Below are 26,433 nucleotides of genomic sequence, written 5' to 3' on the forward strand. Positions count from 1 at the left end.
TGAGCGAGCTTGCGAGTCGAAACGCCGCGAGCCACTCTCCCACCGGTCGTTGAGCGTGCGAGGAACGCGGTCGTTGAGCGAGCTCGCGAGTCGAAACGCAGAGCCGAAACGCCTCCGGCCGCTGCGTGACGTCGGTTCGGCGCGTTTCGTCTCGGTCGCTGCGCTCCCTCGCTCAACGACCGGGAGGGGAACGACCGCATATCGGTCACGGCTTCGCGATCCGGGTGTACGAGTCGGGCCGGCGATCGCGGTAGAACTGCCAGTCGTCGCGCATCTCGCGCACCATGTCGAGGTCGAGGTCGCGAACGAGCAGCTCCTCGTGCTCGCCCGACCCGCGCTCGCCGACGAAGTTGCCCCGCGGATCGATCACCTGGCTCGTGCCGTAGAAGTCCACGGCGAGGTCGCCGTATTCGTTGTCCTCGCGGCCGACCCGGTTGGGCTGCAGCACGAAGTACCCGTTGGCGACGGCCGCGGCGGGTCCTTCGACCTCCCACAGCCGGTTCGACAGCCCGGGCTTGGTGGCGTTCGGGTTGAAGACCATGTGCGCGTCGGCGAGGCCGAGCTCGCGCCATCCCTCGGGGAAGTGGCGGTCGTAGCAGATGTACATGCCGACGCGTCCCACGGCGGTCTCGAAGACGGGGTACCCGAGGTTGCCGGGGCGGAAGTAGAACTTCTCCCAGAACCGGTCGAGGTGCGGCAGGTGGTGCTTGCGGTAGATGCCGAGGGTGGTGCCGTCTGCGTCGACCAGCACCGTGGTGTTGTAGTAGACCCCGGTCTCGGCCTCCTCGTAGATGGGGAGCACCATCACGAGCCCGAGCTCCTTGGCGATCGCGGCGAAGCGCTGCACGATGGGGCCGTCGACCGGCTCGGCGAAGCGGTAGTACTTCTTGTCCTGCGTGATCCCGAAGTAGGGGCCGTAGAACAGCTCCTGGAAGCACACGACCTGCGCGCCCTGGCTCGCGGCATCCCGCGCGAACCCTTCGTGCTTGTCGAGCATCGACTCCTTGTCGCCCGTCCAGGTGGTCTGCGAAATCGCCGCGCGTACCGTCGTCATCGTCTCTCCGTTCGTGAACCGGCGGATGCCGTGTTCCTCGTCCCTCGGGCGGGACCGGCGGGGTCCGCTCCCGCGGCGGCCCTGCACCCCGATCCTGTCGACCCGACGTTTCCCGTCGGTTTCGGCCTGTGACGCGACAGTAAAGCCTGACCCGGTGCGGCGCAATGGTTGGTTCGGCAGACCTTTCGATGGATCGCAGGACGGATGCCGCGGCATCCGAGGTACATCTCCGGACGGATGCCGCCGCACAGCGCGTCCCGTAACGTGAAACGGTGTTCCGCCGCCTGAAGACGTACCAGCTCGTCACCGACGTCTCGGTCGCGCTGGTCTTCCTGCTGGTCGCCTGGCCGGTCGAGGCGGTCACAGCGACGGGCGCGTTCGGCGTGGAGTACCTGATCGGATCGGACGGGCACACCGTGTTCGGCCTGCTCATCGCCGGCATCTTCAGCGCCGCTCTGGCGGTGCGCCGGCTGTCGCCCGCCCTCGCGCTCGGGCTCGCGTGGCTGGGCGCCGCGGCGCAGATCGGCCTGGGGCGCCCGCCCAGCTTCTCGGACGTCGCGATCTTCGCGGTGCTGTACGCCACGGCGGCGTACGGGGTGCGGCCGGTGTACTGGGCGGGGTTCGTCTCCGCGATCGTCGGCGCTCTCGTGATCACCGTCTACCTGTTCGCCGGACCGGTGTTCGCCGGGGGCGGGCTGTCGTGGCAGACGCTGCCCATCGCCCTCGTCACGCTCGTCGCCGCCGCCTTCGCCCTGGGGCTCTCGTGGACGATCGGCGCGCTCGTGCGCACGGCGGTGCGGGCCCGGGAGAATCGCGAGGCGCAGCAGCGCGCCGAGGCGGAGACCGTCGCCGAGCAGGAGCGGGTGCGCATCGCCCGCGACATGCACGACGTCGTCGCGCACTCGCTCGCGGTCGTGATCGCCCAGGCCGACGGAGCGCGCTACGCCGCCGCGGCCGATCCCGCGGTCGCGACCGATGCGCTGGCGACGATCTCGAGCACCGCGCGTTCGGCGCTGGCCGACGTGCGGCTGCTCCTCGGCCAGCTGCGCCATCGCCAGGGGGACGGACCGCAGCCGACGATCGCCGACCTCGAAGAGCTCTACGCGCAGGTGCGCGCCGCCGGCGTGGAGCTGCGCGTCGACGTCGACCCCGCACCGCAGCGCAGCTCGGCCGAGGGCGAACCGGCGGCGGCCGTGCAGCTCGCGGTCTACCGCATCCTGCAGGAGGCGCTGACGAATGCGCTCCGCCACGGTGCCCCCGGCGGCCCCGTCGACGTGCGGCTCGCCTGGCTACCCGATCGCGTCGAACTCGATGTGCGCAACCCGATCGTGCCCGGCACCCAGCCGGGGAGGTTCGGCCACGGACTCATCGGCATGCGCGAGCGCGCGCAGCTCGCGGGCGGCCGCCTCGACGCGGCCGACGAGTTCGGCGCCTTCACCGTGCGCGCGCACATCCCGATCGGAGATCTCGCATGATCCGCGTCGTGCTCGTCGACGACCAGGCGCTGTTCCGCGCCGGCATCCGCATGCTCATCGACTCGCAGCCCGATCTCGAGGTCGTCGCCGAGGCGGCCGACGGCCGTGAGGGGATCGACGCGGTGCGCCGGTCGCGGCCGGACGTGGTGCTCATGGACATCCGCATGCCCGTCATGGACGGCCTCGCCGCCACCGCCGAGCTGCTCACCGACGCCGAGCCCCCGCGCATCGTGATGCTCACGACCTTCGATCTCGACGAGGCGGCGGCCCGGGCCATCTGGCAGGGCGCGAGCGGGTTCCTGCTCAAGGACGCCGACCCCGAGTTCCTCCTCGCCGCGATCCGCACCGTGCATGCCGGATCTGCTGTGATCGCGGCATCCGCGACCCGCGAGCTCTTCGAGCGCTTCACGGATGCCGCGCCCCGGCCCGTGCCGCCCGCCTACGGCGACCTCACCGACCGTGAGCGGGAGATCTTCGCCCTCGCCGCGCGCGGCCTCTCGAACGCCGAGATCGCCGCGCGGGAGTTCCTCTCGGAGGCCACCGTGAAGACGCACATCAGCCGCATCCTCACGAAGCTCGCGCTGCGCGACCGCGTGCAGCTCGTCGTGTTCGCGTTCGAGCACGGCCTCGCGTAGTCCGGGCCGGGCGGCGTCACTCCCAGACGAGTTCACTTGCGCTGGACGTACGGGGAAACACGCCTTTCGCGTACATCTAGCGCAAGTGAACGGATGCCGCCGCCAGCGCGGGCGTCGGGCCCGTCGTGCAGAATCGGGCGCATGGAACTGCAGCTGAGCATGGTCGTCCTCGAAGTGGCGGATCTCGACGCATCGGTGCGCTTCTACCGCAGGCTCGGGCTCGACCTCGCCGACCCTGACCCCGGACGTCCGGTGGTCGCGCACCGCATGGGCAGCGGCGTCACGCTGCTGATCACGACGGGGTTCGCCTCCCGCTACGACCCGACCTGGACGCCGCCCGCCGGCGGCGGCTACTCGCAGATGCTGGAGTTCTACGTCGGCGACGACGCCGTCGTCGACAGCACCTGGGCCGACCTCATGGACGCCGGCTACCGCGGCCGGATGCCGCCGACGCAGACCGTGGGTCCCTACGCCGCCATCGTGGACGACCCCGACGGCAACGCGATCCTGATCACCTCCGACGAGGCCGCCTCGCCCGACGCCTCCTGACCGCAGACTCCGTCGTCGCCCGATCCCTCCCCCCCCCGACTTCACTTGCGCTATACGTACGCCGAAACGTGCCGTCCGCGTACGTTCAGCGCAAGTGAACGAGGTCGGCGGCGAACCACGGTGTGCGTCAGCGGCCCTCGAGCGCGACGCGGTGGGCGGCGTACTTGCGTCGGCCGATCCAGCGCCAGGCGAGACGGCCGGGCGCGGGCATGTGCTTGTGCAGCCACTCGTCGCCGCCGTCGGGCTGCGCGGCGAGGATCTCGCCCAGCTGCTGCCACGTCTGGCCCTTGGGGATCGAGGCGCGGCCGTGCTCCGAGAACCACTCCACCTCGGCCTCGGTGATGGTGTGTTCCATGACGGGCACGATATTGGTCTCCTCGTCGGGGAGATGCACCGCGATCGCCGCGTTGACGCCGTCGAGGGCAGCCAGCACGGGCGCGGCATCCGCTGCGGTCGCCGAAGCGCGCCACGCCGGCAGTGCCCGATCCATGGCGGTCAGGTGCACGAGCAGCTCGGCGTGCTGAGCCTTCATGCGCTCGACGTGCGCGGCGCAGGATGGCGCCCGTTCATCGAGTGCCGGCCACAGCCGTTCGTCCTCACCCTCGTGGTGTGCGTGCAGCCCGAGAGACAGCGTCTCGAGCTGCGTCGCGACGACCGCTGCGTGCGCGGTGTCGCCCGCGCGCACCCGTCCGATGAGGTCGGGTGCCTCGCCGAACCCGCGGCGGAAGAGGCGATGGATCTCCACCATCCCACTCGCGTCGCACGTCTTCGGGTCTTCGGGCAGCGCGCCGCTGGGCGGCAGGGGCGTAGCGGGCATGGCGGCTCCTCGAGACGCGGCGGTCGGGCTGGACGCGACGATAGTCCTGCGAGGCGGCGTGGGGAAGATCATCCCGGAGATGTACGCCGATGCCTCGCCGGGCCGACGCGCGCGACGGGTGCGGGTTCCTAACGTCGGAGTCATGGAACTCTCATCGACCGACCTGGGCCTCGCCGCCCGGGTGCAGCAGCTCAGCAAGACCTACGGCACCGGCGAGAGCACGGTGCATGCGCTCGACGGGGTGAGCGTCGGCATCCGCCGCGGCGAGTTCACCGCGATCATGGGGCCGTCGGGGTCGGGCAAGTCGACGCTGATGCACATCATGGCGGGTCTCGACGCGCCGAGCTCCGGGCGGGCCTGGATCGGCGACACCGACATCACCGGTCTTTCCGACCTCGAGCTGACGGTCCTGCGCCGCCGCCGGGTGGGATTCGTCTTCCAGGCGTTCAACCTCGTGCCCACCCTCGATGCCCTCGGCAACATCCTGCTGCCGTTCGACCTCGACGGGCGCCGTCCGACGACGCTCGAGCGGGCGCGCATCGACGGTCTCGTCGAGCGCCTCGGCCTCACCAGCCGCCTCGGCCACCGGCCGCACCAGCTGTCGGGGGGCCAGCAGCAGCGCGTCGCGATCGCCCGCGCGCTCGCGACGGCTCCCGATCTCGTGTTCGCCGACGAGCCGACCGGCAACCTCGACTCGCGCTCGGGACGCGAGGTGCTCGCCCTCCTCGCCGCCGCCACGCGCGAGCACGGCCAGTCGATCGCAATGGTCACCCACGACCCGGTCGCCGCCTCGCACGCCGACCGGGTGCTGTTCCTCGGCGACGGCCGCATCGTCGCCGACAAACCGCGTCAGAGCGCCGAGGAGATCTCGGCGTACATGCTCGCGTCCGAGCTGAGCGCCGGGGCGCCGGTCGCCGCCGCGTCGGCCGTCGGCCACGCGGTCGCGGAGGTGACGTCGTGACCGCGCTCGCCCAGACGGGACGGATGCCGCAGTCCGCGGCATCCGTCACCGCCGCGTCGTCGGGCGCGGCCGCCCCGCTCGCCTGGCTGCGCGAGCGCGGCATGGGCGCGAGCATCCTCGTCGCCGCCATCTCGAGCGCGTTCGGCGCGATCCTGCTGAGCGCGACCGGGTTCATCGCGGCCGTGCTGCGCGCCGACCCCTTCATCGGGGACAGCGGCACGCTCGCCGTCGTGCTCGCGATGATGAGCGTCCTCCTCATCGGTGTGGCGGTGTACGTGGCGGCCATCGTGACCGCGAACACGTTCGCCACGGTCATCGCCGGACGCACGCGGCGCATCGCACTGCTGCGCCTCATCGGCGCCTCGGCGCGCTCGCAGCGCTCCGAGGTCGCACGGCAGGGTCTTGTCGTCGGCGTCATCGGCGCCGCGCTCGGACTCGTCGGCGGCACTCTCGCCTCGTGGGCCGGCGTCGCGCTGGCCACCTGGGCGCTGGGCATCGAGGACGTCGGCTACGCCGTCGTGCAGGCGGTGCTCGTGATCCCGGCGGCGGTCGTCGCACTGACCACGTGGGTCGCGGCCTGGGCCGGCTCGCGCCGCGTGCTGACGGTCACGCCGCTGCAGGCGCTCGGCGGGTCGGTCGAGGCCTCCCACGACGCGTTCGCCCGGCGGGGCGCGCGCAACGGCGCCGCGATCACGCTGTTCGCGATCGGCGGCGCGCTGCTGGCGTCCGGCATCCTGCTCGGACTGGTGACCCCGCTCGGAGTGATCGTCGCCTTCTTCGGCGGCATCTTCTCCTTCACCGGCCTCACGCTCGGCGCGACGCTCGTGATGCCGCCGGTGCTGCGGCTCGTCGGCAGGCTCTTCGGCGGATCGGCCACGGCGCGCCTGGCCGCCGAGAACGCCCTCCGCTATCCGGAGCGTTCGAGCCGGATGGCCATCGGCGTCGTGATGGGCGTGACGCTGGTGACGATGTTCGCGGTCGCGCTCGAGACGGTCAAGGCGGTGTTCGCGGCATCCGCCGACGGCCCGCTGCCCACCGACATGACGACGCTCATGGACACCTTCGCGGGCATCATGATGGGCCTCGTCGCCGTCTCGGCCGTCATCGCGGCGGTCGGGCTCGTCAACCTCCTCACGATCGGCGTCGTGCAGCGCCGGCGCGAACTCGGACTGCTGCGTGCGCTGGGCGTGTCGACGGGCCAGGTGCGTCGGATGGTGCTGCTCGAAGCCGCCCACATCACGATCACCGCGACCGTCACGGGACTCGTGCTGGGCACCGCGTACGGATGGGCCGGGGCGCAGTCGCTCCTCGGGGCGGTGCCGATGCCGCCGTCGTTCGCCGCGCCGACGCTGGTCGCGCCGGCCGTGCCGTGGCTCCCGGTCGCGATCATCGTCGTGGCGACGGCGATCCTCACGCTGGTGGCCGCGGTCGTGCCGACACGACTGGCGACGCGAGTCGCCCCGGTCGAGGCGCTCGCCGACTGAGGCGGGCCGGGTGCCGCGGCGCAGGCTTCGCGCCGCGGCATCCGTCATGCCGGTGGAGGGACGATGCGGAACGGGCCGCGAGCGGCGTCCGCCACGAGTTCGAGATACTCCTCGCCGCTGTCGAGGTCGTCGGTCGAGTAGAGATCGGCGACCTCGCGCAGTGCCGCGACGAGGTGCTGCTGCGGAACCGCGTTGTCGTTCCTGCCGTGGACGCCCTGCCGCGTCGACATCACCGCCGCAAGCCGGGGGAGGTCCGCCGCACGCGCCTTCCACAGTGCGTGCAGCGATCGCGGCGTCGCATTGCGGCTGCCGTGGTGGCCCACCTTGTAGAGGTCGATCTTCGCCAGCCGGTCGCGGAGGTCCGCATCGTCGCCCAGCTGATCGAGGGTGTGCCGCCAGTTCTCGATCTGGGCGTCCCCCGAGAACAGCAGGGACACGCCGCCCACCTTCAGCAGCAGGATGACGCTGGTGTTGTTCAGCGCGTCGTCGAGGTCGCGGACGAGCCGTGCGGCGGAGCGGGACCGCTGATTCGCCAGCCGGTCGATCAGCCAGCGCACCGGTCCCGGCCCATGGGTGATCGGCGAGCGTGCGTCGGCCTGGGCAGCGGAACCCACCACACGCAGCGACGCCCCCAGTGCGGTGAGCCAGTACTCCGGGTCCTCTTCGCGCTGCCGGGCGACCCGTGGATCCTGGTCGACGGTGGGAGGGCCGAGCACCGTCGCTTCGAGCCCCGGGACGACGTCGGCGAGGCCCGAGTCCATGCCGGCGTGGAGGTAGCGGCCGCGGCCGTCGCGCGACAGCTCGTTCAGGAGTGCGACCGCTTCGGCGTTCTTGAGCTGGTCCTCGGCGGCTGCCCTGACCTCGTCGTCGAGACCCACCAGGGTGGCGAGCCCCGCGACCTGCTCCTGCGCCTCCGCGAGCAGAGCGGCGTACCTCGCCGACGCGCGGCTCACCCCTGCGGTCTCGTCCGGTGCGGCGGCAGGGCCGTTCGCGGTCTCCGAGAGTTCGGGATCCTCGGTCCATGACCGCACCACGAGCTTGGGGGCGAGTCGCTTCATGATCGCCGCGCCGGCGTCGACCTCGAATCCGCGCAGATGGTCGCGGTGCCGGTGGGTCACCACGAGAACGTCGAGCTCGCCACCGGTGTGCTCCTCGATGAGCGCCGCGACATCGCCCATGCGTCCGCGCGCCATGCCCTCCCTCGGCGAATGACTCGTGCCGAAGTCGATCAGGATGTGCCGCGTGTCGCGCCCGTCCGGCAGTGGCGCGTCGTATTCGACGGACACCAGGAAGCAGTCGCCGAAGCCGACCTGGTACATGCGCACGCGGACGCGGATCGGAGTGCTCACCATGTCTCCCCGGAGTCCTGCTGCGTGCGGTGCAGCTCTGCGAACGTCTGCCCGCGGGCGAAGCCGTCCGAGAATCCGAGGCGCGCCGACGAGTCGCGACGCCCGGTCCGCTCGAGGTGGTCGAGCCGCTTCTGCTGCCGGCGCCAGTCGTCGAGGCGCTTGTGGATGTGCAGCTTGAGCCTGCCGAACTGGTCGAAGATCAGGGTGCCGCCGCCGAACAGCTGAATGGGGGTGCGCGGGTCGATCGCCGGAGACAGCTGGAGCCCCGACTCGTCGGTGAACTCGCGCGCGGTCATATCGGCCATCTGCACGTACGTGGCGACCGACTCCGGCACGATCAGGCCGTCGGGGCCGATCCGCTGCGTCGGCAGGACGGACTCGATCACCGTGTAGTAGTCGGTCGACACGTCGAGCCGACGCGCGTTCTGCCACAGGAATCGGAACACCTCGTCGCGGTCGCTGCGCAGTCCGGCGAAGTTGATCCCGAGATAGTGCGGGGCGAGCTCGGCCTCGAGCACGTCGGTGACCCGGTCGGACGATCGCTGGATGCCGGCCTTGGCGAACCCGGCCATCAGCAGCTGGCGGTAGCCGAGGTCGTCGTCCGGCACGAGCTCGTTGTCGGCCAGCAGCACAGCGTTGAGCAGATCGCCGAAGTCGAATTCGACGGGCGGCAGGTAGTCCAGACCGCGGATGAGCATATGGAGCAGCTGGGATGCCGCCTTGGCGCCCTCCTCGGCGGCACGTGCGCGGTCGACCGTGATACCGCGGCCGCCGGCGGTCTCGCCGTTCGGGCGGGAGAAGAGCGCCTGGAGCCGCCGGTACCAGATCTCGATCAGCAGATCGAAGGCGATCGCGACCAGAACCTCGCCCCGCCGGTGCGGCTCGACGAACTCGGGCCGCTTCGCCCAGTCCGCCGGGGGCGGGTTCAACGCCGATTCGCGCAGCGCGCCACGGCCCTGGGTCAGCACGCTGCCGATCTGCTCTGCGACGCGGGCGAGCATGCTCTTGCGGAGCGCGTCGGGCTGGATGCGGCCGCGCGGGATGCGGCCGCTCCTGTCGGGCTTGCCGAGAGCCTGCTCGATGACGGGACGCATCGAGAACACCGAGAGGAGCGCGACGATGTCGGCGAACCCTTCGTGGAAGGCCGCCTGATCGGGCAGGCTCGGCTCGAGGAACCGGCGGCGGAGCCCGTCCAGCACGGCGTGCGTGGTCTCATGCACCACCACGTCGTGACTCAGGCACGTGTAGACCGCCTCGCCACGGGGGTCGACGGGCGGTACATAGCCGAACAGCAGCGCCCGGTCCTCGAACGAGTAGTACGCGTTCGCCTCGGCGAACGCGTGCGGCACGAGGTAGAGCTGGTGGCTGCCGAAGCCCCACGGCAGTCGCCGGCCGAGCGCCGTCTCGAACGTGGAGAGCGTCCGAGCCGCGGTGGCGTAGACGTGCTGGGCGTGGAAGGCCAGATCTGTGCGCAGGACCTCGTCGTCGGCATCCGCGAACAGGTCGTCTTTGCCCAGCGGCGCGTGCTTGACGTAGCGGCCGGTCGCCGTGTCGTAGTCCACGACGTGCAGGCGGGCTCCCCGCGGGCCGTCCTCCATGCGCGACCACGGCACCTTCACCCGTGCCGTCAGAATCCTGCCGTCGTCGCCGCTGACCGCAGGGTCCTGTGCGATGAGCCGCAGCGTCACGTGCGTGCGCGGCTCGTCGGCATGCTCGGCGTACTCGACACCATCGGTCATGTCGCACCCCCAGGTCCTCGGCTCCACCTTGCAGCGGTTTCCTCCGCTGGGGAAGAGCGTCCGCTCCACGAGGGTGATACGCCGTGACGGGACGATCGCCCGGTGGGGTGCGCCGACGGACGGGCGGGTGCAGGCTGGCATCATGCAGATCGACATCGTGGAGCATGAACCGCCCTACCGCGTCGGCGTCATTGTCGGCAGCCTGTCGCGCGAATCCGTCAACCGGCGCCTGGCGCTGGCCCTGCAGCGGCTCGCGCCGCCGGAGTTCGAGTTCTTCGAGATCTCGTACGCCGACCTTCCGCTGTACAACCGCGACCTCGACACCGACTATCCGCAGGCCGCGCTCGACTTCAAGGCAGCGGTGCGCTCGGCCGACGCGCTGCTGTTCGTGACGCCCGAGTACAACCGCTCCATCCCCGGCGCCCTCAAGAATGCGATCGACTGGGGCAGCCGGCCGTGGGGCCAGAGCGCATGGACCGACAAGCCGACCGCCGTCATCGGCGCCTCGCCGGGGCAGATCGGCACCGCCGTCGGCCAGCAGTCGCTGCGCAGCACGTTGAGCTTCCTCAACGCGCGCCAGATGACGACTCCCGAGGCGTACATCCACTTCACGCCGGGGCTCATCGAAGCCGACGGCGAGGTCACCGTCGCGTCGACCGAGGAGTTCCTCCGCATGTTCATGGGGAAGTTCCTCGAGTACACCGCGCGGGTGCTCACCGTGATCCCGCAGGCCTGACCTCCCGCTCAGGCGTCGGTGGGCTCGGGGTCGTGCGCCCAGCCGGGGGCGAGGGCCTTCACGCGCGCCGCGCGCCACTGCCAGATGCCCCACAGCACCGGCCACAGCAGCGGCGCGGTCGGACCGCCGATGACGAGGCGGTCCCGCCACAGCGTCTTGCCGGGCTGCCCCGGCGCCGGCGAGACGGCCATCTGGTGATCCCACACGTCGAGGCTCGCCAGCGGACCGGTCAGCGGGATGCCGCTGTCGCGGAGGACGCGCACACGCCCGCCGGGCTCGTCGACCGACCGCTCGCTGACGTGGATCAGCTGCCGCCCCATCGGCACCGAGCCGAACGCCGACAGCTGCACGGGGACGTCGTCGCCGGGAGTCCACGACGTCGGCAGGCCGCGCGGCACCAGCGGCGCGAGATCCATCACCGGGCCGTAGAGCTCCGCCACCGCACGTGGCGAGTGCACCGCCCGCCACGCGGCGTCGGGGTCGCAGTCGATCACGAACTTCAGCAGGATCCGCATGCTCCAGTGTCGCACCCGCCTCGGCGGCGGACGCGGGTCACGGATGCCGCGGCCTACGCTGGACGGATGCCCGAGAGTCCCTTCGACCAGCGCCGGTACCAGGTCCGCCACGACTGGGGAGTCGCAGGGCTCCGGCGCCTCGCGCCCGCCGACGTCGTCGTGATCGTCGACGTGCTGCGGTTCTCCACGACGGTGACGGATGCCGTCGCGCGCGGCGAGGGCGTGCCGCTCGACGCGTCCGCCCACGCGGTGTCGCTCAACGGCGCTGCCGTCGCCGAGGCCGCCACGGGATCGGACGCCACGGTGCTGCTGGGGTGTCTCCGCAACGCGGCCGCCGTGGCGGGCGCCGTGCTCGACATCCAGCGCCGGCGCGCCGAGCGCACGAGCATCGCGGTGATCGCGGCCGGTGAGCTCGGCGGCCGCGAGACGGACGCCCCGCTGCGCTTCGCCGTCGAGGACCAGCTCGGCGCCGGCGCGGTCGTCGACGCCCTCGGCGCCCTCGGCATCGACCACACCTCGCCGGAGTCCGCCGCCGCGTGCGAGGCGTTCCGCGGCCTTCGTGGTGCGGTGCGCCACCTGCTCACCGCGAGCGGCTCGGGTCAGGAGCTCCTCGATCGCGACGCGCGTGCCGAGGTGCTCAACGCCGCGGCGGTGGATGCGGCATCCGTCGTCCCGGTGCTGCGCGCCGGTTCGTTCGTCGCGTACTGACGCCGACGCTGCGGCGCTGCGCCGGGTGCAGCGCGTTTCGTCTCTGCGTTTCGACTCGCAAGCTCGCTCAACGACCGGGGCGGAGGCGCAGGACGCGCTTCAGGCCCGCGGGGTCAGCGCGGCCAGGCGCGTCGCGCGGGTGATCTCGCGCCGGGTCCAGGTGAAGGCGTGGCGCTCGTCGAAGTGCGGAGCGCACTTCGCGCACGACGTGGGCCGGGTCGCCTTGCGGTGCCGGTAGGCGACATGGCCGGCGGGGCACACGCCCACCCACGGGGCGAGCTCCGTCGCGGTCTCGCCCTGGTGGGTCGCGCCGCCGACGTAGCCGAGCTCGCGCGCGACCGCCTTCCATCGGGGCCCGTGTCCGGCACGGGGGCCCGCGAGCGCATGCGCCACCTCGTGCAGCAGCGTCTGGTGGTTGGTGTCGTCGTCGTAGCGCGCCGCGAGGTAGCGCGACACGCTGATGCGCTTGTGCGTGTAGTCGCAGAGACCGGCGCGCCGCTTGGCGTTGTCGAACGCGAAGCTCCACGAGGGGTCGAGGTGGGCGGCGATGAGGGCTTCCGCCCAGTGCCGCACGCGATGCAGTTCCGACATAGAGGCGAGACTAGAACATATCTCCGACACTCAGAGCGAGGGCATCCACCTCAGCTGGCGACGGATGCCGCGGCCCGGCGCCGGTCGGCGGCGTCGATCGCGAGGAGGGTGGACTCGAGCTGGTCCTCGGTGGCGCCGGACTCCTGGCGGAGGAACAGCGCGCGTTTGAAGTCCTTGCGGGCGGACTCGTAGTCCCCGGTGTCGAAGTGGACCTTGCCCCGATGCTGGTAGGCGAAGGCGCCGATGCTCGCCCAGCCCTGTCCCTCGGCCTCTCCCGCGCAGGTGGTGAGCTCCTGCTCGGCGGCGGCGTAGGCGCCCCGCGCCTGCAGTACGGTCGCGTGGAGGATGCGGGCCCGCAGGAGGTCCTTCCGGGTGCCCGCCATGCGCGCCACCCGCACGGACTGCTCCGAGATCACCAGGGCATCCTCGGCGCGGTCGAGCACCTTGAGGAGCCACACGCGCTCGAGGAGTGCCGGGAGGCTGCGCTGCTCGCCGATCTCTTCGAGCCGCTCCTTGCACTGGCTCGGATTCACCTGTTCGCGGAGAGTGTCGGGATCGTACCCGCTGATGTAGCTCACGTCTGCTCCCTTCGCCGCGCCGGTGGCACAACCCAGTGTGCCTGCCGCTCCGATGCTCGCGGGCGTGCCACGCCGAGTCGTGGCGGTCAGCGGGTGAAGACGGATGCCGAGGGCTTCGGCGACGGCGTCGCGTCGGCGTCGGTGGCGACTCGGGCACCGCGCGCGAACTCCTGGAGCTCGCGGCCCTCCGCCACCTTGGCGGGATGCGGACCGGCCGCCATGAGCCGGGGCAGCCACTCGGTGGGCAGCGGGGCCCGGGAGGCGGCGATCACGAGGTTGCCGAAGCGGCGGCCCTTGAGCGTCTGCACCTCCGCGAGCACGATGACGTGCTCGAGCACCGCCTGCACCGTGGCGACCTCCCGGCGCGCGAACGCGAGGCCGGCGCCGTCGGCGACGTTCACCAGCAGCACGCCGTCGGGGGCGAGGAAGCGAGAGGCCTCCGTGAAGAACTCCACGGTCGTGAGGTGGGCCGGGGTCTGCGCGCCGGAGTACACGTCCGACACGACGAGGTCGGCGGCGCCGACGAGGCCGGAGGGCAGCCGTCCGAGCGCTTCGCGGGCGTCGCCGATCCGCACCCGGATCGAGGCGCCCCGGGGCAGCGGCAGGTTCTCGCGCACCAGGTCCCACAGGGCGGGCTCCAGCTCGACGACCTGCTGCCGCGAGCCGGGCCGTGTCACCTCGACATAGCGGGGGATCGTGAGGGCCCCGGCGCCCAGGTGGATCGCGGTCAGCGGCTGCCCCGGCATCCGGAGCCGGTCGATCACGGCTCCCATGCGGGCGACGTACTCGAAGTGCAGGTGGGTCGGGTCGTCGAGGTCGACGTGCGACTGCGGCGTGCCGTCGACATCGAGCTCCCAGCCGCCGCCGAAGGGCGACCGCACCACGCGGGCGAGTGTGCCGTCGGAGAGGCGGACGGCCGGGACGGCGGCCTCTTCCCGTGCGCGTGCCATGCCTCCACGTTAGCCGCAGCGCGGCACCGCACCGGGCGCCGTTGACACTTCTGCCCGCCATCCGTGCGGGGTCCTGCGCACAACGCTGAGATCACGGCATCCGTCGCCGCCGAAACCGAATCGAGACACAGGTGTAACCGACGAGGGTGCTGCGCCCGGGTAGCGTCGGAGCATCACACCCCGCTGAGGGCTTGCGCGCACCTCTGCTCCACGATGACGTGCAGCGGAGCCCACACGATATGGAAGGTGCACAGCACATGCTCCACACTGCGAGAAGGCGCTGGCTCGCCGGCGCTGCCGCGGTCGCCGTCGGCGCGATCGTCCTCACCGCCTGCGCGAGTCAGCGCGACGACGGAGGCGGAGACGACGAGGCGAGCGGCGACGTCGACACGACCTTCGTGTTCGGCGCGTCAGGAGACCCCGCCAGCCTCGACCCCGCGTTCGCGAGCGACGGCGAGACGTTCCGCGTCGCGCGCCAGATGTTCGAGGGGCTCGTCGGCACGGTGCCCGGCACCGCCGACCCCGCCCCGCTGCTCGCCAAGAGCTGGGAGCAGCCGGACGACACGACCTACGTCTTCACCCTCGAGGAGGGCGTGACGTTCCACGACGGCACGGACTTCAACGCCGAGGCCGTCTGCTTCAACTTCGACCGCCAGAACGCCTTCACCGGTGTCGCGGCGTCGCAGAGCATGGCGTACTACTGGGGCGTCATCATGCGCGGCTTCGGTGCTGACTCCATCTACGACAGCTGCACCGCCGACAGCGAGACCCAGGCGACGATCACGCTGAAGCAGCCGTTCGCCGGGTTCATCCCCGCGCTGTCGCTGCCGTCGTTCTCGATCCAGAGCCCGACCGCTCTCGAGGAGTACGGCGCCGACGACGTGGGCGGCACCGAGGAGGCGCCGATCCAGAGCGAGTACGGCCAGGAGCACCCGACCGGAACCGGTCCGTTCATGTTCGACTCGATCTCTGTCGGCGAGCAGACCGTCCTCACGGCCAACCCCGACTATTGGGGCGAGCAGGGCGTCGTCGAAGAGGTCATCTTCCGGGTGATCGGCGACACGACGGCTCGCCGTCAGGCGCTCGAGTCGGGCAGCATCGACGGCTACGACCTGGTCGCGCCCGCCGATCTCCAGTCGCTGGAGGATGCCGGGTTCTCGCTCGTGAACCGCGACCCGTTCAACGTGCTGTACCTCGGCATGAACCAGGCCGCTCCGGGCCTCTCCGACCCGAAGGTGCGCCAGGCGATCGCCCACGCGATCGACAAGGACGCGCTCATCACGCAGGTGCTCCCCGAGGGCACCGTCGCGGCGAGCCAGTTCATGCCGGACGCCGTGATCGGCTGGAACGAGGACGTCACGCAGTACGACTACGACCCGGAGGCCGCGCAGGCGCTCCTGGCGGAGGCCGGCTACACGGAGGCGAACCCGCTGACGATCACGTTCAACTACCCCGTGAACATCTCGCGGCCGTACATGCCCAACCCCGAGCAGATCTTCACCAACCTGCAGAGCCAGCTCGAGGCCGTGGGCATCGTGCTCAACCCCGTCACGAACGAGTGGGTCGAGTACCTCGACCTGATCCAGGGCGGTACGGACCACGGCATCCACCTGCTGGGCTGGACCGGCGACTACAACGACCCCGACAACTTCGTGGGAACGTTCTTCGGTCTGCCGACCAACGAGTGGGGCTTCGACAACGCGGAGCTGTTCCAGGCGCTCACCGATGCACGCGGTCTCGCGACCGAGGAGGAGCAGGAGGCCGCCTACGCCGCGATCAACGAGCAGATCATGGAGTTCCTGCCCGGCGTGCCGCTCGCGCACCCGGTGCCGACCCTCGCGTTCGACGCGCGTGTCACGTCCTACCCGGCCAGCCCGGTGCAGGACGAGGTGTACAACATGGTCGAGCTCAGCGAGTGACGCCGTGACCGGATGCCCCGTCCCGGCCGACGCCGGGACGGGGCATCCCGGTTCCCCTCGTCCGCTCGCCCGCGACCGCCGGTCGCCGTCCCCGGAGATTCCCACGTGCTACGCACCATCGGCAGGCGCCTCCTCCTGCTCGTCCCGACCCTGTTCGGGTTGACCCTTCTGCTGTTCTTCTGGGTGCGCGCCCTGCCCGGCGGGCCTGCCGTCGCCCTCCTCGGCGAACGGGCCACGCCCGAACGCGTCGCCGAGATCAACGAGCTGTACGGCTTCAACGAGCCGCTGATCGCCCAGTACTTCACGTGGCTCGGCCAGCTGCTGCAGGGCAACTTCGGCGTCTCGATCCAGACCCAGCGACCGGTGACGGAGGAGTTCCTCCGCCGCTTCCCCGCGACGCTCGAACTGACCATGTTCGCGATCGTCCTCGCGGTGGGCGTCGGCATCACGATCGGCTACTGGGCCGCGCGGAGGCACGGCAGGCCGGCCGACCACTTCGCCGTCTTCGCCAGCCTCATCGGCATCACGATCCCGGTGTTCTTCCTCGGTGTGATCCTCAAGTGGATCTTCGCGGTGCAGCTGGGCTGGCTGCCGTCGGACGGCCGTCAGGATCCGCGACTGGATGCGACCCACTACACGAACTTCTACGTCCTCGACGGCATCATCACGGGGGAGTGGGATGCCGCGTGGGACGCGTTCCTGCACCTGATCCTGCCGGGCATCGCCCTGGCGACCATCCCGCTCGCGATCATCACCCGCATCACCCGCGCCTCGGTGCTCGAGGTGCAGAACTCGGACTACGTCCGCACCGGCATGGCGAAGGGCATCTCCCGCGGTACGATCCGCGGCCGGTTCATCCTCCGCAACTCGCTGCTGCCGGTCGTGACCACGATCGGCCTCCAGTTCGGCCTGCTGCTGTCGGGCGCGATCCTCACCGAGTCGGTGTTCGCGTACCCCGGCATCGGCTCGTTCCTGTCGCGCGCCATCTTCACCCGCGACTACCCCGTGCTGCAGGGGTTCATCCTCTTCATCGCCGTGATCTACGCGCTCATCAACCTGGCCGTGGACGTGTCGTACAGCTTCATCGATCCGAGGGTGCGGGTGCAGTGATGACGCGCGCGCAGCTGATCAGAAACCACATCGGAGGTGCGGCATGACGTCCGCGATGCTTCCCCCCGCCCCGAGCGGCGGACCGGTCGACGACACCGCCGTCGACGACAAGGAGCTGCTCGCCGCGAAGACCCGCGGCGGCGGATTCTGGCGCGACGTCTTCCGGCGCCTGCGCCGCAACCCGAGCGCCTGGGTCGGCGCCGCCATCACCGCGATCTTCGTGCTCGTCGCGATCTTCGCGCCGTGGCTCGCTCCATACGGCCCCGAGGAGCTGCCGGGTCAGCAGTACATCACCCCCGGTCACATCCCCGGCCCCGGCGAGATCGAGGGCTTCCCGCTCGGCCTCGACCGCTTCGGCGGCGACATGCTCTCCAAGCTCATCTGGGGTGCGCGAGCCTCGCTCGTCATCGGCATCGTTTCGACGCTGCTCGGTCTCGTCGGCGGCATGATCCTGGGACTCGTCGCCGCCACCTTCGGCGGCTGGGTCGACACGCTCATCATGCGCTTCGTCGACATCCTGCTGTCGGTGCCGTCGCTGCTGCTCGCGGTCTCGATCGCCGCGCTGATGGGGCAGACGCCCCTCGCGATCATGATCGCGATCGGGGCGGCCCAGGTCCCCATCTTCGCGCGCCTGCTGCGGGCGTCGATGCTGCAGCAGAGATCGAGCGACTACGTGCTCTCGGCGGCGACCCTCGGTCTGGGTCGCGGCCGCATCACGATGAGCCACGTCCTGCCGAACGCTGTCGGACCCGTCATCGTGCAGGCGACGCTGACGCTCGCCACCGCGGTCATCGAAGCCGCCGGCCTGTCGTACCTCGGCCTCGGCGGCGGCGTGCCGCAGACCGCCGAGTGGGGCCGCATGCTCACCTACGCGCAGCTCGAGCTGGCCGTGAACCCCTGGATCGCGATCCTGCCCGGCATCTGCATCACGATCACCGCGCTCGGCTTCACGCTGCTCGGCGAGGCGCTGCGCGAGGCCATGGACCCGCGCACCCGCGCCCGCTGAGTTCGCGTCGCCGCCGCGGCTCCACACCGCGAGACCCCAGCGGGCGGACGAGACGGTGGGGAAACCCCAGGGTCTCGTCCACCCACTGGGGTCTCGCCGAGGGAGAGCACGCCGGGGGCCGGCGGGCGGTCAGACGGCGATGTCGAGCTCGTTGCCGGGGATCGAGGCGAGCAGGCGCCGCGTGTAGGGGTCGCGGGGGTTGGTGAAGATCTCCTCGGAGGATGCCGCCTCGACGAGCCGTCCCTCCTTCATGACGCACACGTAGTCGCTGATGAGCCGCACGACGGCCAGGTCGTGCGAGATGAAGAGGTAGCTCAGCCCGTACTCGCGCTGCAGGTCGCGCAGGAGCGTCAGCACCTGATCCTGCACCAGCACGTCGAGCGCCGACACCGGCTCGTCGCACACGATGAGGTCGGGCGAGAGCGCGAGCGCCCGCGCGATCGCCACACGCTGGCGCTGACCGCCCGACAGCTCGGACGGGTAGCGGCGCAGCATCGTCTGCGGCAGCGCGACGTCGTCGAGCAGCTGCCGCACGCGCGCGGCGCGTTCCTTGGAGGATCCGCGCTTGTAGAAGTCGAGCGGCTCGGAGATGATCCGCTCGATCGAGAACATCGGGTTCAGCGACGAGTACGGGTCCTGGAAGATCGGCTGCACGCGCTGGCGGAACTGCTTGAGGTCGCCGCCCTTGAGCTTCGCGACGTCCTGGCCGTCGAAGCGGATGGATCCGCTCGTCGGCTCGAACACGCGCAGCACCATGCGCGCCGTGGTCGTCTTGCCCGACCCCGACTCGCCGACGATCGCCACGGTCTCTCCCCGCGGGATGGCGAACGACACGTCCTGCACCGCGGCGAACGGCTCCTTGGAGCCCCGGACGCTGTAGATCTTGGTGAGTCCCTCGACCTCGATGATGTAGTCCGGGGCGGGAGACGCTGCGGCGTCGGCCGGGCCGGCTTCGACAGCGCGATCCGCTCCGGCTGCCGCATCCGTCGCCTCCTCGACGGGGGCGATGTCGGGCTCGGGGCTCGCGGGCACGCTCGCGCGGAACACGTCGGGCCGCAGCCGCACCGCGGCGACCGAGGGGGCGGCCTTCACGAGCGCCTGCGTGTACGGGTGCTGCGGGTCCTCGAGGATCTGCCGCGCCGGGCCCTGCTCGACGATGCGTCCGCGGTTCATCACGACCACGCGTGCGGCGCGCTCGGCGGCGAGGCCCAGGTCGTGCGTGATGAGCATCACCGACGTGCCGCGTTCGCTCGTCATGCGGTCGAGCTGATCGAGGATCGTCTTCTGCACGGTGACGTCGAGGGCGCTCGTGGGCTCGTCGGCGATGAGCAGCTTCGGGTCGCACGCGAGGCCGATCGCGATGAGCGCGCGCTGGCGCATGCCGCCCGAGAACTCGTGCGGGTACTGCTTGGCGCGCTCGGCGGCGTCGGGCAGGCCCGCCGCGGCGAGCGTCTCGACCACCTTGCGGTCGACATCCCGGCGGGTGGCGAGGCCGTGCGCGAGGAGCGTCTCGGCGATCTGGCTGCCGATCTTCGCCACCGGGTTGAGGTTCGACATCGGGTCCTGCGGCACGAGCCCGATCGAGCCGCCGCGGATCGTGCGCATGACGCCCTCGGAGGCGCCGACGAGGTCTTCGCCCTCGAACATGATGCTGCCCCGGGTGACCTTGCCGTTGCCGGGCAGCAGGCCGATGACCGCCATCGCGGTGGTCGACTTGCCCGAGCCCGACTCGCCGACGATCGCGAGCGTCTCACCGGCCGCGAGGTCGAGATCGATGCCTTCGACGGCGTGCACCGGGCCGTCGATGGTCTGGAACTCGACGGCGACGTCGCGGACCTGGAGCAGCGGCGCCCCGGCCGCGACACGTTCAGTGGATCGGGCCATGCGCTCCATCCTGCCTGGCGGAGTCGTCTCGCGCACCGGTGCGCGGTCAGCCTTTACGGATCCGTAACGCGCGGGCCCGCCGGGTCGGCGGCGGTCCTGCCGCAGTACCGTGGTGCCATGGCGGCGATCGACCTCAACGCGGACCTCGGCGAGACGGTCGGCGGCATGCCGACGGCCGACGACGAGGCGATGTTCGCGGTGATCTCGAGCGCGAGCGTCGCGTGCGGCGGACACGCCGGCGACGTCCCCTCCATGCGCGAGGCCGTCGCCAGGGCCGAGCGGTTCAGCGTGGCGGTCGGCGCCCACCCCTCGTACCCCGACCGTGCGAACTTCGGCCGCATCGCCGCGGCGATGGACCCGGCCGATCTCTGCGCCGCCGTCGCCGAGCAGCTCGCGGCCCTGGTCGCCGCCGGCGCCGACCTGCGCTACGTGAAGCCGCACGGCGCCCTCTACCACGCCGTCATCGGCGACCGACGGCAGGCGGATGCCGTCGCCCGCGCGATCGCCGACTGCTCGGCGCTGCTCGGCCGGCCCCTGCCGGTGCTCGGTCTTCCCGGCGAGATCGCCGAGGCTGCGGCATCCGTCGGTCTGCCGTTCGTACGCGAGGCCTTCCTCGACCGCGGCTACCTGCCCGACGGCTCGCTCGTCCCGCGCACGCAGTCGGGCGCCCTTCTCGACGACCCCGATCTCGTCGCCGTGCGAGCGGTGCTCCTCGCGCGCGAGGGCGTGGTGGAGGCGATCGACGGGTCGCTCGTGGTGGCCGACCCGGTCTCCCTGTGCGTGCACGGCGATTCACCCGGCGCGGTCCATATGGCGCGCGCCGTGCGCGCGGCCCTCGACGCCGCGGGCGTGGAGGTGCGGGCGCCGTGGTGAGCACGCCGGCGCCGCGCGTCCGGCCGATGGGGGAGCGCGCGTTCCTCCTCGAGGTCGGCGCGCTCGACGACGTGCTGCCCCTGCACGCCGCCCTGGCCGCCGCGCGGCCGGAGGGCGTCGTCGATCTGGTGCCGGCGGCGCGGACCGTGCTGGTGCGGGTCGACCCGCGGCTCCTTCCGCTCGCGTCCGCGCGGGCGTGGGCGCTCGCCGCGGCGGCCGACTCCGAGCCCGGTGGCGGCGCCGCCGGGCCGCTCGTCGAGCTCGACATCGCCTACGACGGGGCCGATCTCGACGGCACCGCGCTCCTGCTCGGCATCGGCGCCGATGAGCTCGTGCGCCGTCATTCCGCGGCGGAGTGGCGCGTGGCCTTCACCGGCTTCGCGCCGGGCTTCGGCTACCTCGTCAGCGACGACTGGCCGTTCGATGTGCCGCGCCTCGACTCGCCCCGCACCCGGGTGCCCGCGGGCGCGGTGGGACTCGCCGGTGGATTCGCCGGCGCCTACCCGCGCGACACCCCCGGCGGCTGGCGGCTCATCGGCACCACCACCGCGCCGCTGTTCGATCCGGATGCCGCATCCCCCGCGCTTCTGGCGCCGGGGACCCGCGTTCGGTTCCGGCTGATGGCGCGCGCCGGGGGCGGCGGCGCGTCGCCCGGAGCCTCGGGGCGCGTGAGGCCGGCCGCGGCGGAGGCGCGTGGCCCCGGCATCCGGATCGTCGAACCCGGCCTGCTGGCGACCCTGCAGGATCTCGGACGGGAGGGCGCGGCATCCGTCGGCGTGGCCGTGTCGGGAGCCCTCGATCGAGCCGCCCTGCGCACCGCCAACCGACTGCTCGGCAACCCCGAGGGCGCCGCGGCCATCGAGGTCACCATGGGCGGGCTGCGCGCCGTCGCGGAGACTGACCTGTGGGTCGCGGTGACCGGTGCGTGGGGTGCTGTGCGCATCGCGGGGCAGGAGGCCGACCCCTATGCGGCGCATCCGTGGCCGGCGGGCGCCGAGCTGCACCTGGACTGGTTCTCACACGGGGCGCGCGCCTACGTCGCGGTACGGGGCGGCCTCGACGGTCGCACCGCCCTCGGCTCGCGTGCGACCGATCTGCTCGCCGGGCTCGGACCTGCAGCGCTCCGCGCCGGTGCCGTCGTGGGCGTCCGCGACGACGCCCGCACGCCGATACCGGTCGCGCCGCCCGCGGCGTGGGGCGCACCGCACGATGACGAGCTCGAGCTCGAACTGGCACCGGGACCGCGCGCCGAGTGGTTCGCTCCGGAGGCGCTGACGACGCTCTACGACGCCGTGTGGACCGTCTCGAACCACGCCGATCGCGTCGGCGCACGCCTCGATGGGCCCGAGCTCGCCCGCGTGCGCACGGGGGAGCTGCCGAGCGAGGGCATGGTCCCGGGCGCGCTGCAGGTGCCGCCCAGCGGCCGGCCCACCATCCTCCTCGCCGACGGGCCCGTGACCGGCGGCTACCCGGTGATCGCCGTGGTGACGGCCGCCGGCCTCGACCTCGTCGCGCAGGCGCGGCCGGGCACCCGCATCCGATTCCGGCACGCGCGCCCGCCCGTGTGAGCGGATCACCGAAGCCGGCTCACCTGCCTCCGGCCTCGAGCAGGTCGGCGGTTGCGCGGAGGATGGCCACGATCGCGGCGGTGCGCATCTCGGCGGGCGCGCGGTGGCCGTCCGTCTCGATCGCGACGGATGCCGCAGCAGGAGGCGCGTCGTGCACCGAGGACAGCAGCCCCCGCGCGTTCAGGGCTCCTGCCGCCGACAGCATAGGTCGTTGCTCGTAGGTGTCGTCGAGGATGTCGAACACCGCCGCGACGAACTCGCTGTTGGTCAGCGCCGGCGTCTTGGCGAACACGCTCAGCGCAGCCGACGAGAACACGCCGCGCCCGTTCGTCTCGAGCGCGACCTGGTCGGGCTGGCAGGCGCTGATCAGCACCTCCCGGCCGTCGGCCCGCTGCGCGCGGGGCACCGCGGCACGGTCGGTCTCGACCTCGACGACCCGCTTCCACGCGGCCATGCGGAACGCATCGGCAGGCGACGCCGCCCGCTCCTCGCGGAACGCCGCCTCCTCATCGGCGTCGAGCACCGTCATCCGCGGAGTCGCACCTGCGGGGATCTTCCGCGACTCGAACTCGCTCGGCGTGATCTCGCGGTTCACCGAGCCGGAGTGGCACGAGTCGAAGAAGAGCGTCACCGAGACGCCTTCGGGGATGGCATCCCAGATGGCGCCGAGGTCGTCGTCGACGATGAGCTCGCCGTCGCGGAAGTCGATCGGGCAGAGAGCCTCGTCCTTCGGCCCGAACGCGTCGGTCTCGTCGCCGTCGAGGTCGGGGACGAATGTTCCGTGCCCGGCGAACTGGATCGCGACGATGTCGCCGTCGCGCGCCGACGAGACCTTGTCGAGCATCGCCCGCAGGATCGTGTCGCGGGTGGCGTCCTTGTTGTGGATCGACTCCACCTTGAAGCCGGCGCCGGTGAGCGCAGCGGCCCATGCCTCGGCGTCCGCCACGCAGCCGCTCAGCGGGTCCCTCGGGTACGCGTCGATGCCGATGCACAGCGCCAGCTTGCGCGGTGCGGCACCGCGGGCGCCGGTCGGCTCCGGGCGCGGCGCAGGCGTGAACTCGCTGACCTCGCGCGTCCGGCGCGGGAAGACGGCAACGTGGTCGGTCTCGTCGCTGTCCGGCACGCCGACGACGCGCCGTGCGAGGCTCATCATCGTCTCCTCGTCGTTGTCGAAGTCGCCGTGCGAGGTCGCCTGCGTGCTGCTGCGCCGGCCGCGGGCGACCGGACCGAGGACGAGGCGCTCGGAGGTGTCGCCGAGGTAGGCCATCGTCCGCCCGGAGCGACGCAGGTGCTCCTCGAGACCGAGGATCTCGGCATCCTTCTCCGCCTCGAACGCCCGCGAGACGAGATACAGGAGCGATTTGCGGTAGACCCCGGCCGTGTTGTCGCGCTTCTCCTGGTTCTCGTTCATCGTGAAGATCGACAGGTTCTCGATCTTGCCGGTCTCGGCGAGGGGCAGCAGCGTCGCCTCGAAGGTGTCGACGCGCACGGCGGGCGCGAGGAAGGTCACGCTCTTCACGCTCTCGACCTTGTCGTCGCCCTCGAACAGCCGCGGCACGAAGTGCGAGTGGTAGATCGACCCGGCGCTGTGCCCGGCGATGTGCAGCTCGATGGCGCCCGCGTTCGCAGCCATGTACTCCCGGAGCGCCGCCGCGAGCACGTACGCACCGCCTGCCGCACCGCCGTCGATGGCCGGAAGACATGCGCCGGCGGAGTCGAGCTTCATGTCGTCCCAGAACTTCCGGCCGCCGAGCACTCGTGCAGCGGCTTCCACGGCGAGATCCGTGAGGTCGGTGAAACCGCGCTTGCCGGCCTTGCCCCGGACCACGTCTTCGAGAGTGGTCTTGAACCCGCTCTCCCAGACGAGGTGGATGGGGTACACGCCGTTCTTCTTCCACCACGCGACCTGGCGCTGTGCGGTCTGCAGCCCCGCGGCCTTGTCGGTGAGCCCCCCGTGCGCCCAGATGAGCACCGGAACGGGCGCGGGCGCCTCGCCGGCCGGCGTCTTCTTCGCCTGCTGGTCGACGAACGCGCCGAGGTCGACGTCGATCATGCGCTTGACGTCCTCGGCCGTGGTCTCGAAGTCTTCGACGGTGCGCGGCTTGGCGCTCGCCGCCGTGGCGAGCCTGCCGTCCTCCGTGTGGACGACGTGCTTGCGCAGTGCCGTGAGCTCCGCGGCGCTGAGCGTCGCGCCACGGGCGGTCGCGGTGGTGTCGGGCATGATGTCACGTCCTGTCTGCTGAGGGTGGATGGGTGAAGTCAGTGGTGGTCGTCACCGGCGTGGCCGCTGCGCACGAGCTTCGCGCGAGGGTCGGCGTATACGGTGAAGGCGAGCGAGGTGAGATCGCCGGCCTCGCGCGCGGCGTGTCGTGCGGCGAGCACCGCCTCGCCGACGGTCGCGCCCTCGCCGAGCGTCTGCGCGTAGAAGGTGCGGACGAACAGCGCGGTCACGTCATCGCGCACCGCCCACGAGCACCCGATGAACACGCCTGCTCCGCCGCGGAGGAACGCCTCCGCGAACCCGCCGAGCCCGGTCGCGCCGGAGCGGAGCCGGCCCACGTCGCACGCGCTCAGGAACACGAACGGGGCGGATGCCGCGGCCTGCGGCTCGTCCAGTTCGGGCAGGTCGCGTCGTGCGTCGGAGTCCGTGTAGGAGGCCGATCCGTCGTCGTGATCCTCCGAGAACGCGGCGAAGGCGATCTCCTGCCCGCGTGGAGCGGCGTCGCGCCACCGACCGTGCCCGGCGAAGTGGAGGAGGTCGAAGCCGTCCGCGATCGCCTGGCGGAACGCGGCCGGGTCGTCGGCGGAGCGCGGACGGAGCGCCAGCAGGTCGCCGAGGGTCTCGATCTCCTCGCGGGCGCGCGGGAGGGTCAGGTTGTGATCGACGTAGTCCGGGGCGACCGCGACGACACGGCTGGTGTCGACGGGCAGGACCGTGGGTCGCGTCGTCCCGTACATCCACCGCGTCAGCCCGAGGTCGCCGAGGAAGTAGCGCTCCGGGTCGGGTCGCTGCGTGCCGACAGGCACGAGGTGCAGGATCTCCCAGGGGATGTCGAGTTCGCCTGACGTCTGCAGCACGAGCTGCGAGATCCGCCGCCGCCGGCTCCACAGCAGGGCGTTGACCTCATCGCCCAGGAGATCCTCCGCGATCCGGGCGCCGAGTGTGCGCACCTCGCGGCGGACGGTGTCGGCGGCCTCCTCGGCCTCGTCGGGGTCGTCCTCCACCGTCTGCCGATACGCCGATCTGATCTCGGCGAGGTCGGCGTAGATGCCCTCGACGTACGCGCTCTTGTCGTCGAGGCGCACCGAGTTCTTCACGACCGTCCGGCCGATCTTCGCCGTGATGAGCAGCTCGGAGCGGCCGCGCGAGATCGACTCGTCGATCACGAGGGTGGGGAGGTCCGCGATGCTGCGCGGCGGCGCGGCGACGGATGCCGCCACCACCCGCACGTCGCCGTCGGGGCCGTCGGCGTCGTCGGGGAGGATGGGGGTGCTCAGCGCCAGGACGGCGAGCGGAGCCACCACGGGCGCCTGGGTGAACGTGACGGTGATGTGGCCGCGCCCGGGTGCGTCAGGCACCAGCCGGAAGACGAGTCGCCGGGGGTCGTCCCCCGCCGCGGGCAGCGACGTCGTGACGACCGACGGGGTGCCGTCGGCGAAGGCGAGGCCGCGCAGCTGCATGCCCACTTCGATGTCACGCGACGGGTCGAACCGTGCCCGGGTCTTCTTGTGCGCCGTGCCTGCCGTCGGGACGAGATCCTCCAGCGAAAGTCTGACGACGGCATCGAACGCGACCCCGGCGATGACGCGCGAGGGAACCTCCGCATCGACGACGGCCGGGACCGGTGTCGCACCGTCCAGGCCGGCCGCCGGCGCCCCCGGCGCCGGCGCGGGTGCAGCCGCTGCGGGCGGCGGCGCGGACGGGGCGGGAG

General features: G+C 71.7%; 23 protein-coding genes. 12 read left to right on the top strand and 11 right to left on the bottom strand.

What is annotated here, in order from left to right; genetic code table 11:
• Positions 1 to 205: 205 nt before the first annotated feature.
• Positions 206 to 1,054 (bottom strand): nitrilase-related carbon-nitrogen hydrolase, encoded by an 849-nt coding sequence (locus tag ACI3KX_RS14735; protein ID WP_363356890.1) that lies wholly within the window; start codon positions 1,052 to 1,054, stop codon positions 206 to 208.
• A 272-nt stretch (positions 1,055 to 1,326) separates the two neighbouring features.
• On the opposite strand from ACI3KX_RS14735, the gene ACI3KX_RS14740 reads away from it, so the two are divergent.
• The 3 genes from ACI3KX_RS14740 to ACI3KX_RS14750 all read left to right on the top strand — a co-directional run bounded on the left by ACI3KX_RS14740 (position 1,327) and on the right by ACI3KX_RS14750 (position 3,713).
• Positions 1,327 to 2,529 carry a histidine kinase gene (locus tag ACI3KX_RS14740; protein ID WP_363356891.1) on the top strand — a complete coding sequence of 401 codons (1,203 nt, stop codon included), beginning with the start codon at positions 1,327 to 1,329 and terminating at the stop codon, positions 2,527 to 2,529.
• On the top strand, positions 2,526 to 3,164 hold the full coding sequence (locus tag ACI3KX_RS14745; RefSeq protein WP_404910208.1) for a response regulator: 639 nt from the start codon (positions 2,526 to 2,528) through the stop codon (positions 3,162 to 3,164). The genes ACI3KX_RS14740 and ACI3KX_RS14745 overlap by 4 nt, the downstream gene beginning before the upstream one ends.
• 141 nt (positions 3,165 to 3,305) lie before the next feature.
• Positions 3,306 to 3,713 carry a VOC family protein gene (locus ACI3KX_RS14750; RefSeq protein WP_404910209.1) on the top strand — a complete coding sequence of 136 codons (408 nt, stop codon included), beginning with the start codon at positions 3,306 to 3,308 and terminating at the stop codon, positions 3,711 to 3,713.
• Between the two features lie 127 nt (positions 3,714 to 3,840).
• On the opposite strand, the gene ACI3KX_RS14755 is transcribed toward ACI3KX_RS14750, so the two are convergent.
• Entirely contained in the window at positions 3,841 to 4,530 is a 690-nt protein-coding gene (locus ACI3KX_RS14755; RefSeq protein WP_404910210.1) for a hemerythrin domain-containing protein, read from the bottom strand.
• Positions 4,531 to 4,672: 142 nt separating this feature from the next.
• Between ACI3KX_RS14755 and ACI3KX_RS14760 the strand changes: the two genes are divergently transcribed.
• Together ACI3KX_RS14760 and ACI3KX_RS14765 are read left to right on the top strand one after the other, a co-directional pair.
• Positions 4,673 to 5,491, top strand: a complete 819-nt coding sequence (locus tag ACI3KX_RS14760) for an ABC transporter ATP-binding protein (RefSeq protein ID WP_404910211.1) — start codon at positions 4,673 to 4,675, stop codon at positions 5,489 to 5,491.
• Positions 5,488 to 6,975 carry an FtsX-like permease family protein gene (locus ACI3KX_RS14765; RefSeq protein ID WP_404910212.1) on the top strand — a complete coding sequence of 496 codons (1,488 nt, stop codon included), beginning with the start codon at positions 5,488 to 5,490 and terminating at the stop codon, positions 6,973 to 6,975. Before ACI3KX_RS14760 ends, ACI3KX_RS14765 begins: the two co-directional genes overlap by 4 nt.
• A gap of 44 nt (positions 6,976 to 7,019) precedes the next feature.
• On the opposite strand, the gene ACI3KX_RS14770 is transcribed toward ACI3KX_RS14765, so the two are convergent.
• Complete coding sequence (locus ACI3KX_RS14770; protein WP_404910213.1) at positions 7,020 to 8,324, bottom strand: hypothetical protein; 1,305 nt, start codon at positions 8,322 to 8,324, stop codon at positions 7,020 to 7,022.
• Positions 8,321 to 10,063: a hypothetical protein gene (locus tag ACI3KX_RS14775; protein ID WP_363356897.1), complete on the bottom strand. Its 1,743-nt coding sequence runs from the start codon at positions 10,061 to 10,063 to the stop codon at positions 8,321 to 8,323. Before ACI3KX_RS14775 ends, ACI3KX_RS14770 begins: the two co-directional genes overlap by 4 nt.
• A 142-nt stretch (positions 10,064 to 10,205) precedes the next feature.
• Between ACI3KX_RS14775 and ACI3KX_RS14780 the strand changes: the two genes are divergently transcribed.
• Positions 10,206 to 10,799, top strand: a complete 594-nt coding sequence (locus ACI3KX_RS14780) for an NADPH-dependent FMN reductase (RefSeq protein WP_363356898.1) — start codon at positions 10,206 to 10,208, stop codon at positions 10,797 to 10,799.
• An 8-nt stretch (positions 10,800 to 10,807) separates the two neighbouring features.
• On the opposite strand, the gene ACI3KX_RS14785 is transcribed toward ACI3KX_RS14780, so the two are convergent.
• Positions 10,808 to 11,314 (bottom strand): hypothetical protein, encoded by a 507-nt coding sequence (locus ACI3KX_RS14785; RefSeq protein WP_404910214.1) that lies wholly within the window; start codon positions 11,312 to 11,314, stop codon positions 10,808 to 10,810.
• Positions 11,315 to 11,380: 66 nt separating this feature from the next.
• Between ACI3KX_RS14785 and ACI3KX_RS14790 the strand changes: the two genes are divergently transcribed.
• Positions 11,381 to 12,022: a 2-phosphosulfolactate phosphatase gene (locus ACI3KX_RS14790; RefSeq protein WP_404910215.1), complete on the top strand. Its 642-nt coding sequence runs from the start codon at positions 11,381 to 11,383 to the stop codon at positions 12,020 to 12,022.
• A gap of 99 nt (positions 12,023 to 12,121) precedes the next feature.
• On the opposite strand, the gene ACI3KX_RS14795 is transcribed toward ACI3KX_RS14790, so the two are convergent.
• The 3 genes from ACI3KX_RS14795 to ACI3KX_RS14805 all read right to left on the bottom strand — a co-directional run bounded on the left by ACI3KX_RS14795 (position 12,122) and on the right by ACI3KX_RS14805 (position 14,141).
• The gene (locus ACI3KX_RS14795; RefSeq protein ID WP_404910216.1) at positions 12,122 to 12,613 is read right to left on the bottom strand and encodes a SprT-like domain-containing protein; all 492 of its coding nucleotides are present in this window, start codon (positions 12,611 to 12,613) and stop codon (positions 12,122 to 12,124) included.
• 50 nt (positions 12,614 to 12,663) lie between these two features.
• Positions 12,664 to 13,191, bottom strand: coding sequence for a tetratricopeptide repeat protein (locus ACI3KX_RS14800; protein WP_349426315.1), 528 nt, complete (start codon positions 13,189 to 13,191; stop codon positions 12,664 to 12,666).
• Positions 13,192 to 13,277: 86 nt separating this feature from the next.
• Positions 13,278 to 14,141, bottom strand: coding sequence for a spermidine synthase (locus ACI3KX_RS14805; RefSeq protein WP_404910217.1), 864 nt, complete (start codon positions 14,139 to 14,141; stop codon positions 13,278 to 13,280).
• A 257-nt stretch (positions 14,142 to 14,398) separates the two neighbouring features.
• Between ACI3KX_RS14805 and ACI3KX_RS14810 the strand changes: the two genes are divergently transcribed.
• The 3 genes from ACI3KX_RS14810 to ACI3KX_RS14820 all read left to right on the top strand — a co-directional run bounded on the left by ACI3KX_RS14810 (position 14,399) and on the right by ACI3KX_RS14820 (position 18,176).
• The gene (locus ACI3KX_RS14810) at positions 14,399 to 16,060 is read left to right on the top strand and encodes an ABC transporter substrate-binding protein (protein ID WP_404910218.1); all 1,662 of its coding nucleotides are present in this window, start codon (positions 14,399 to 14,401) and stop codon (positions 16,058 to 16,060) included.
• A gap of 105 nt (positions 16,061 to 16,165) precedes the next feature.
• Complete coding sequence (locus ACI3KX_RS14815; protein WP_363356902.1) at positions 16,166 to 17,170, top strand: ABC transporter permease; 1,005 nt, start codon at positions 16,166 to 16,168, stop codon at positions 17,168 to 17,170.
• A gap of 43 nt (positions 17,171 to 17,213) precedes the next feature.
• Entirely contained in the window at positions 17,214 to 18,176 is a 963-nt protein-coding gene (locus ACI3KX_RS14820; protein ID WP_363356903.1) for an ABC transporter permease, read from the top strand.
• Between the two features lie 129 nt (positions 18,177 to 18,305).
• On the opposite strand, the gene ACI3KX_RS14825 is transcribed toward ACI3KX_RS14820, so the two are convergent.
• Positions 18,306 to 20,060 (bottom strand): ABC transporter ATP-binding protein, encoded by a 1,755-nt coding sequence (locus ACI3KX_RS14825; RefSeq protein WP_404910219.1) that lies wholly within the window; start codon positions 20,058 to 20,060, stop codon positions 18,306 to 18,308.
• Between the two features lie 117 nt (positions 20,061 to 20,177).
• On the opposite strand from ACI3KX_RS14825, the gene ACI3KX_RS14830 reads away from it, so the two are divergent.
• A complete protein-coding gene (locus ACI3KX_RS14830; protein WP_404910220.1) occupies positions 20,178 to 20,933 on the top strand; it encodes a LamB/YcsF family protein in 756 nt (251 codons plus the stop codon).
• A complete protein-coding gene (locus ACI3KX_RS14835; RefSeq protein WP_404910221.1) occupies positions 20,927 to 22,501 on the top strand; it encodes a 5-oxoprolinase/urea amidolyase family protein in 1,575 nt (524 codons plus the stop codon). Before ACI3KX_RS14830 ends, ACI3KX_RS14835 begins: the two co-directional genes overlap by 7 nt.
• A gap of 19 nt (positions 22,502 to 22,520) precedes the next feature.
• Here ACI3KX_RS14835 and ACI3KX_RS14840 read toward each other — a convergent pair whose 3' ends face one another.
• Both ACI3KX_RS14840 and ACI3KX_RS14845 read right to left on the bottom strand, forming a co-directional pair.
• Complete coding sequence (locus tag ACI3KX_RS14840; RefSeq protein WP_404910222.1) at positions 22,521 to 24,722, bottom strand: caspase family protein; 2,202 nt, start codon at positions 24,720 to 24,722, stop codon at positions 22,521 to 22,523.
• 38 nt (positions 24,723 to 24,760) lie between these two features.
• Positions 24,761 to 26,433, bottom strand: a 1,673-nt coding sequence (locus ACI3KX_RS14845) for a CHAT domain-containing protein (RefSeq protein ID WP_404910223.1), incomplete at its 5' end; no start/stop codon positions are given.

The organism is Microbacterium sp. ZW CA_36, from assembly GCF_044987475.1.
Lineage (GTDB): Bacteria > Actinomycetota > Actinomycetes > Actinomycetales > Microbacteriaceae > Microbacterium.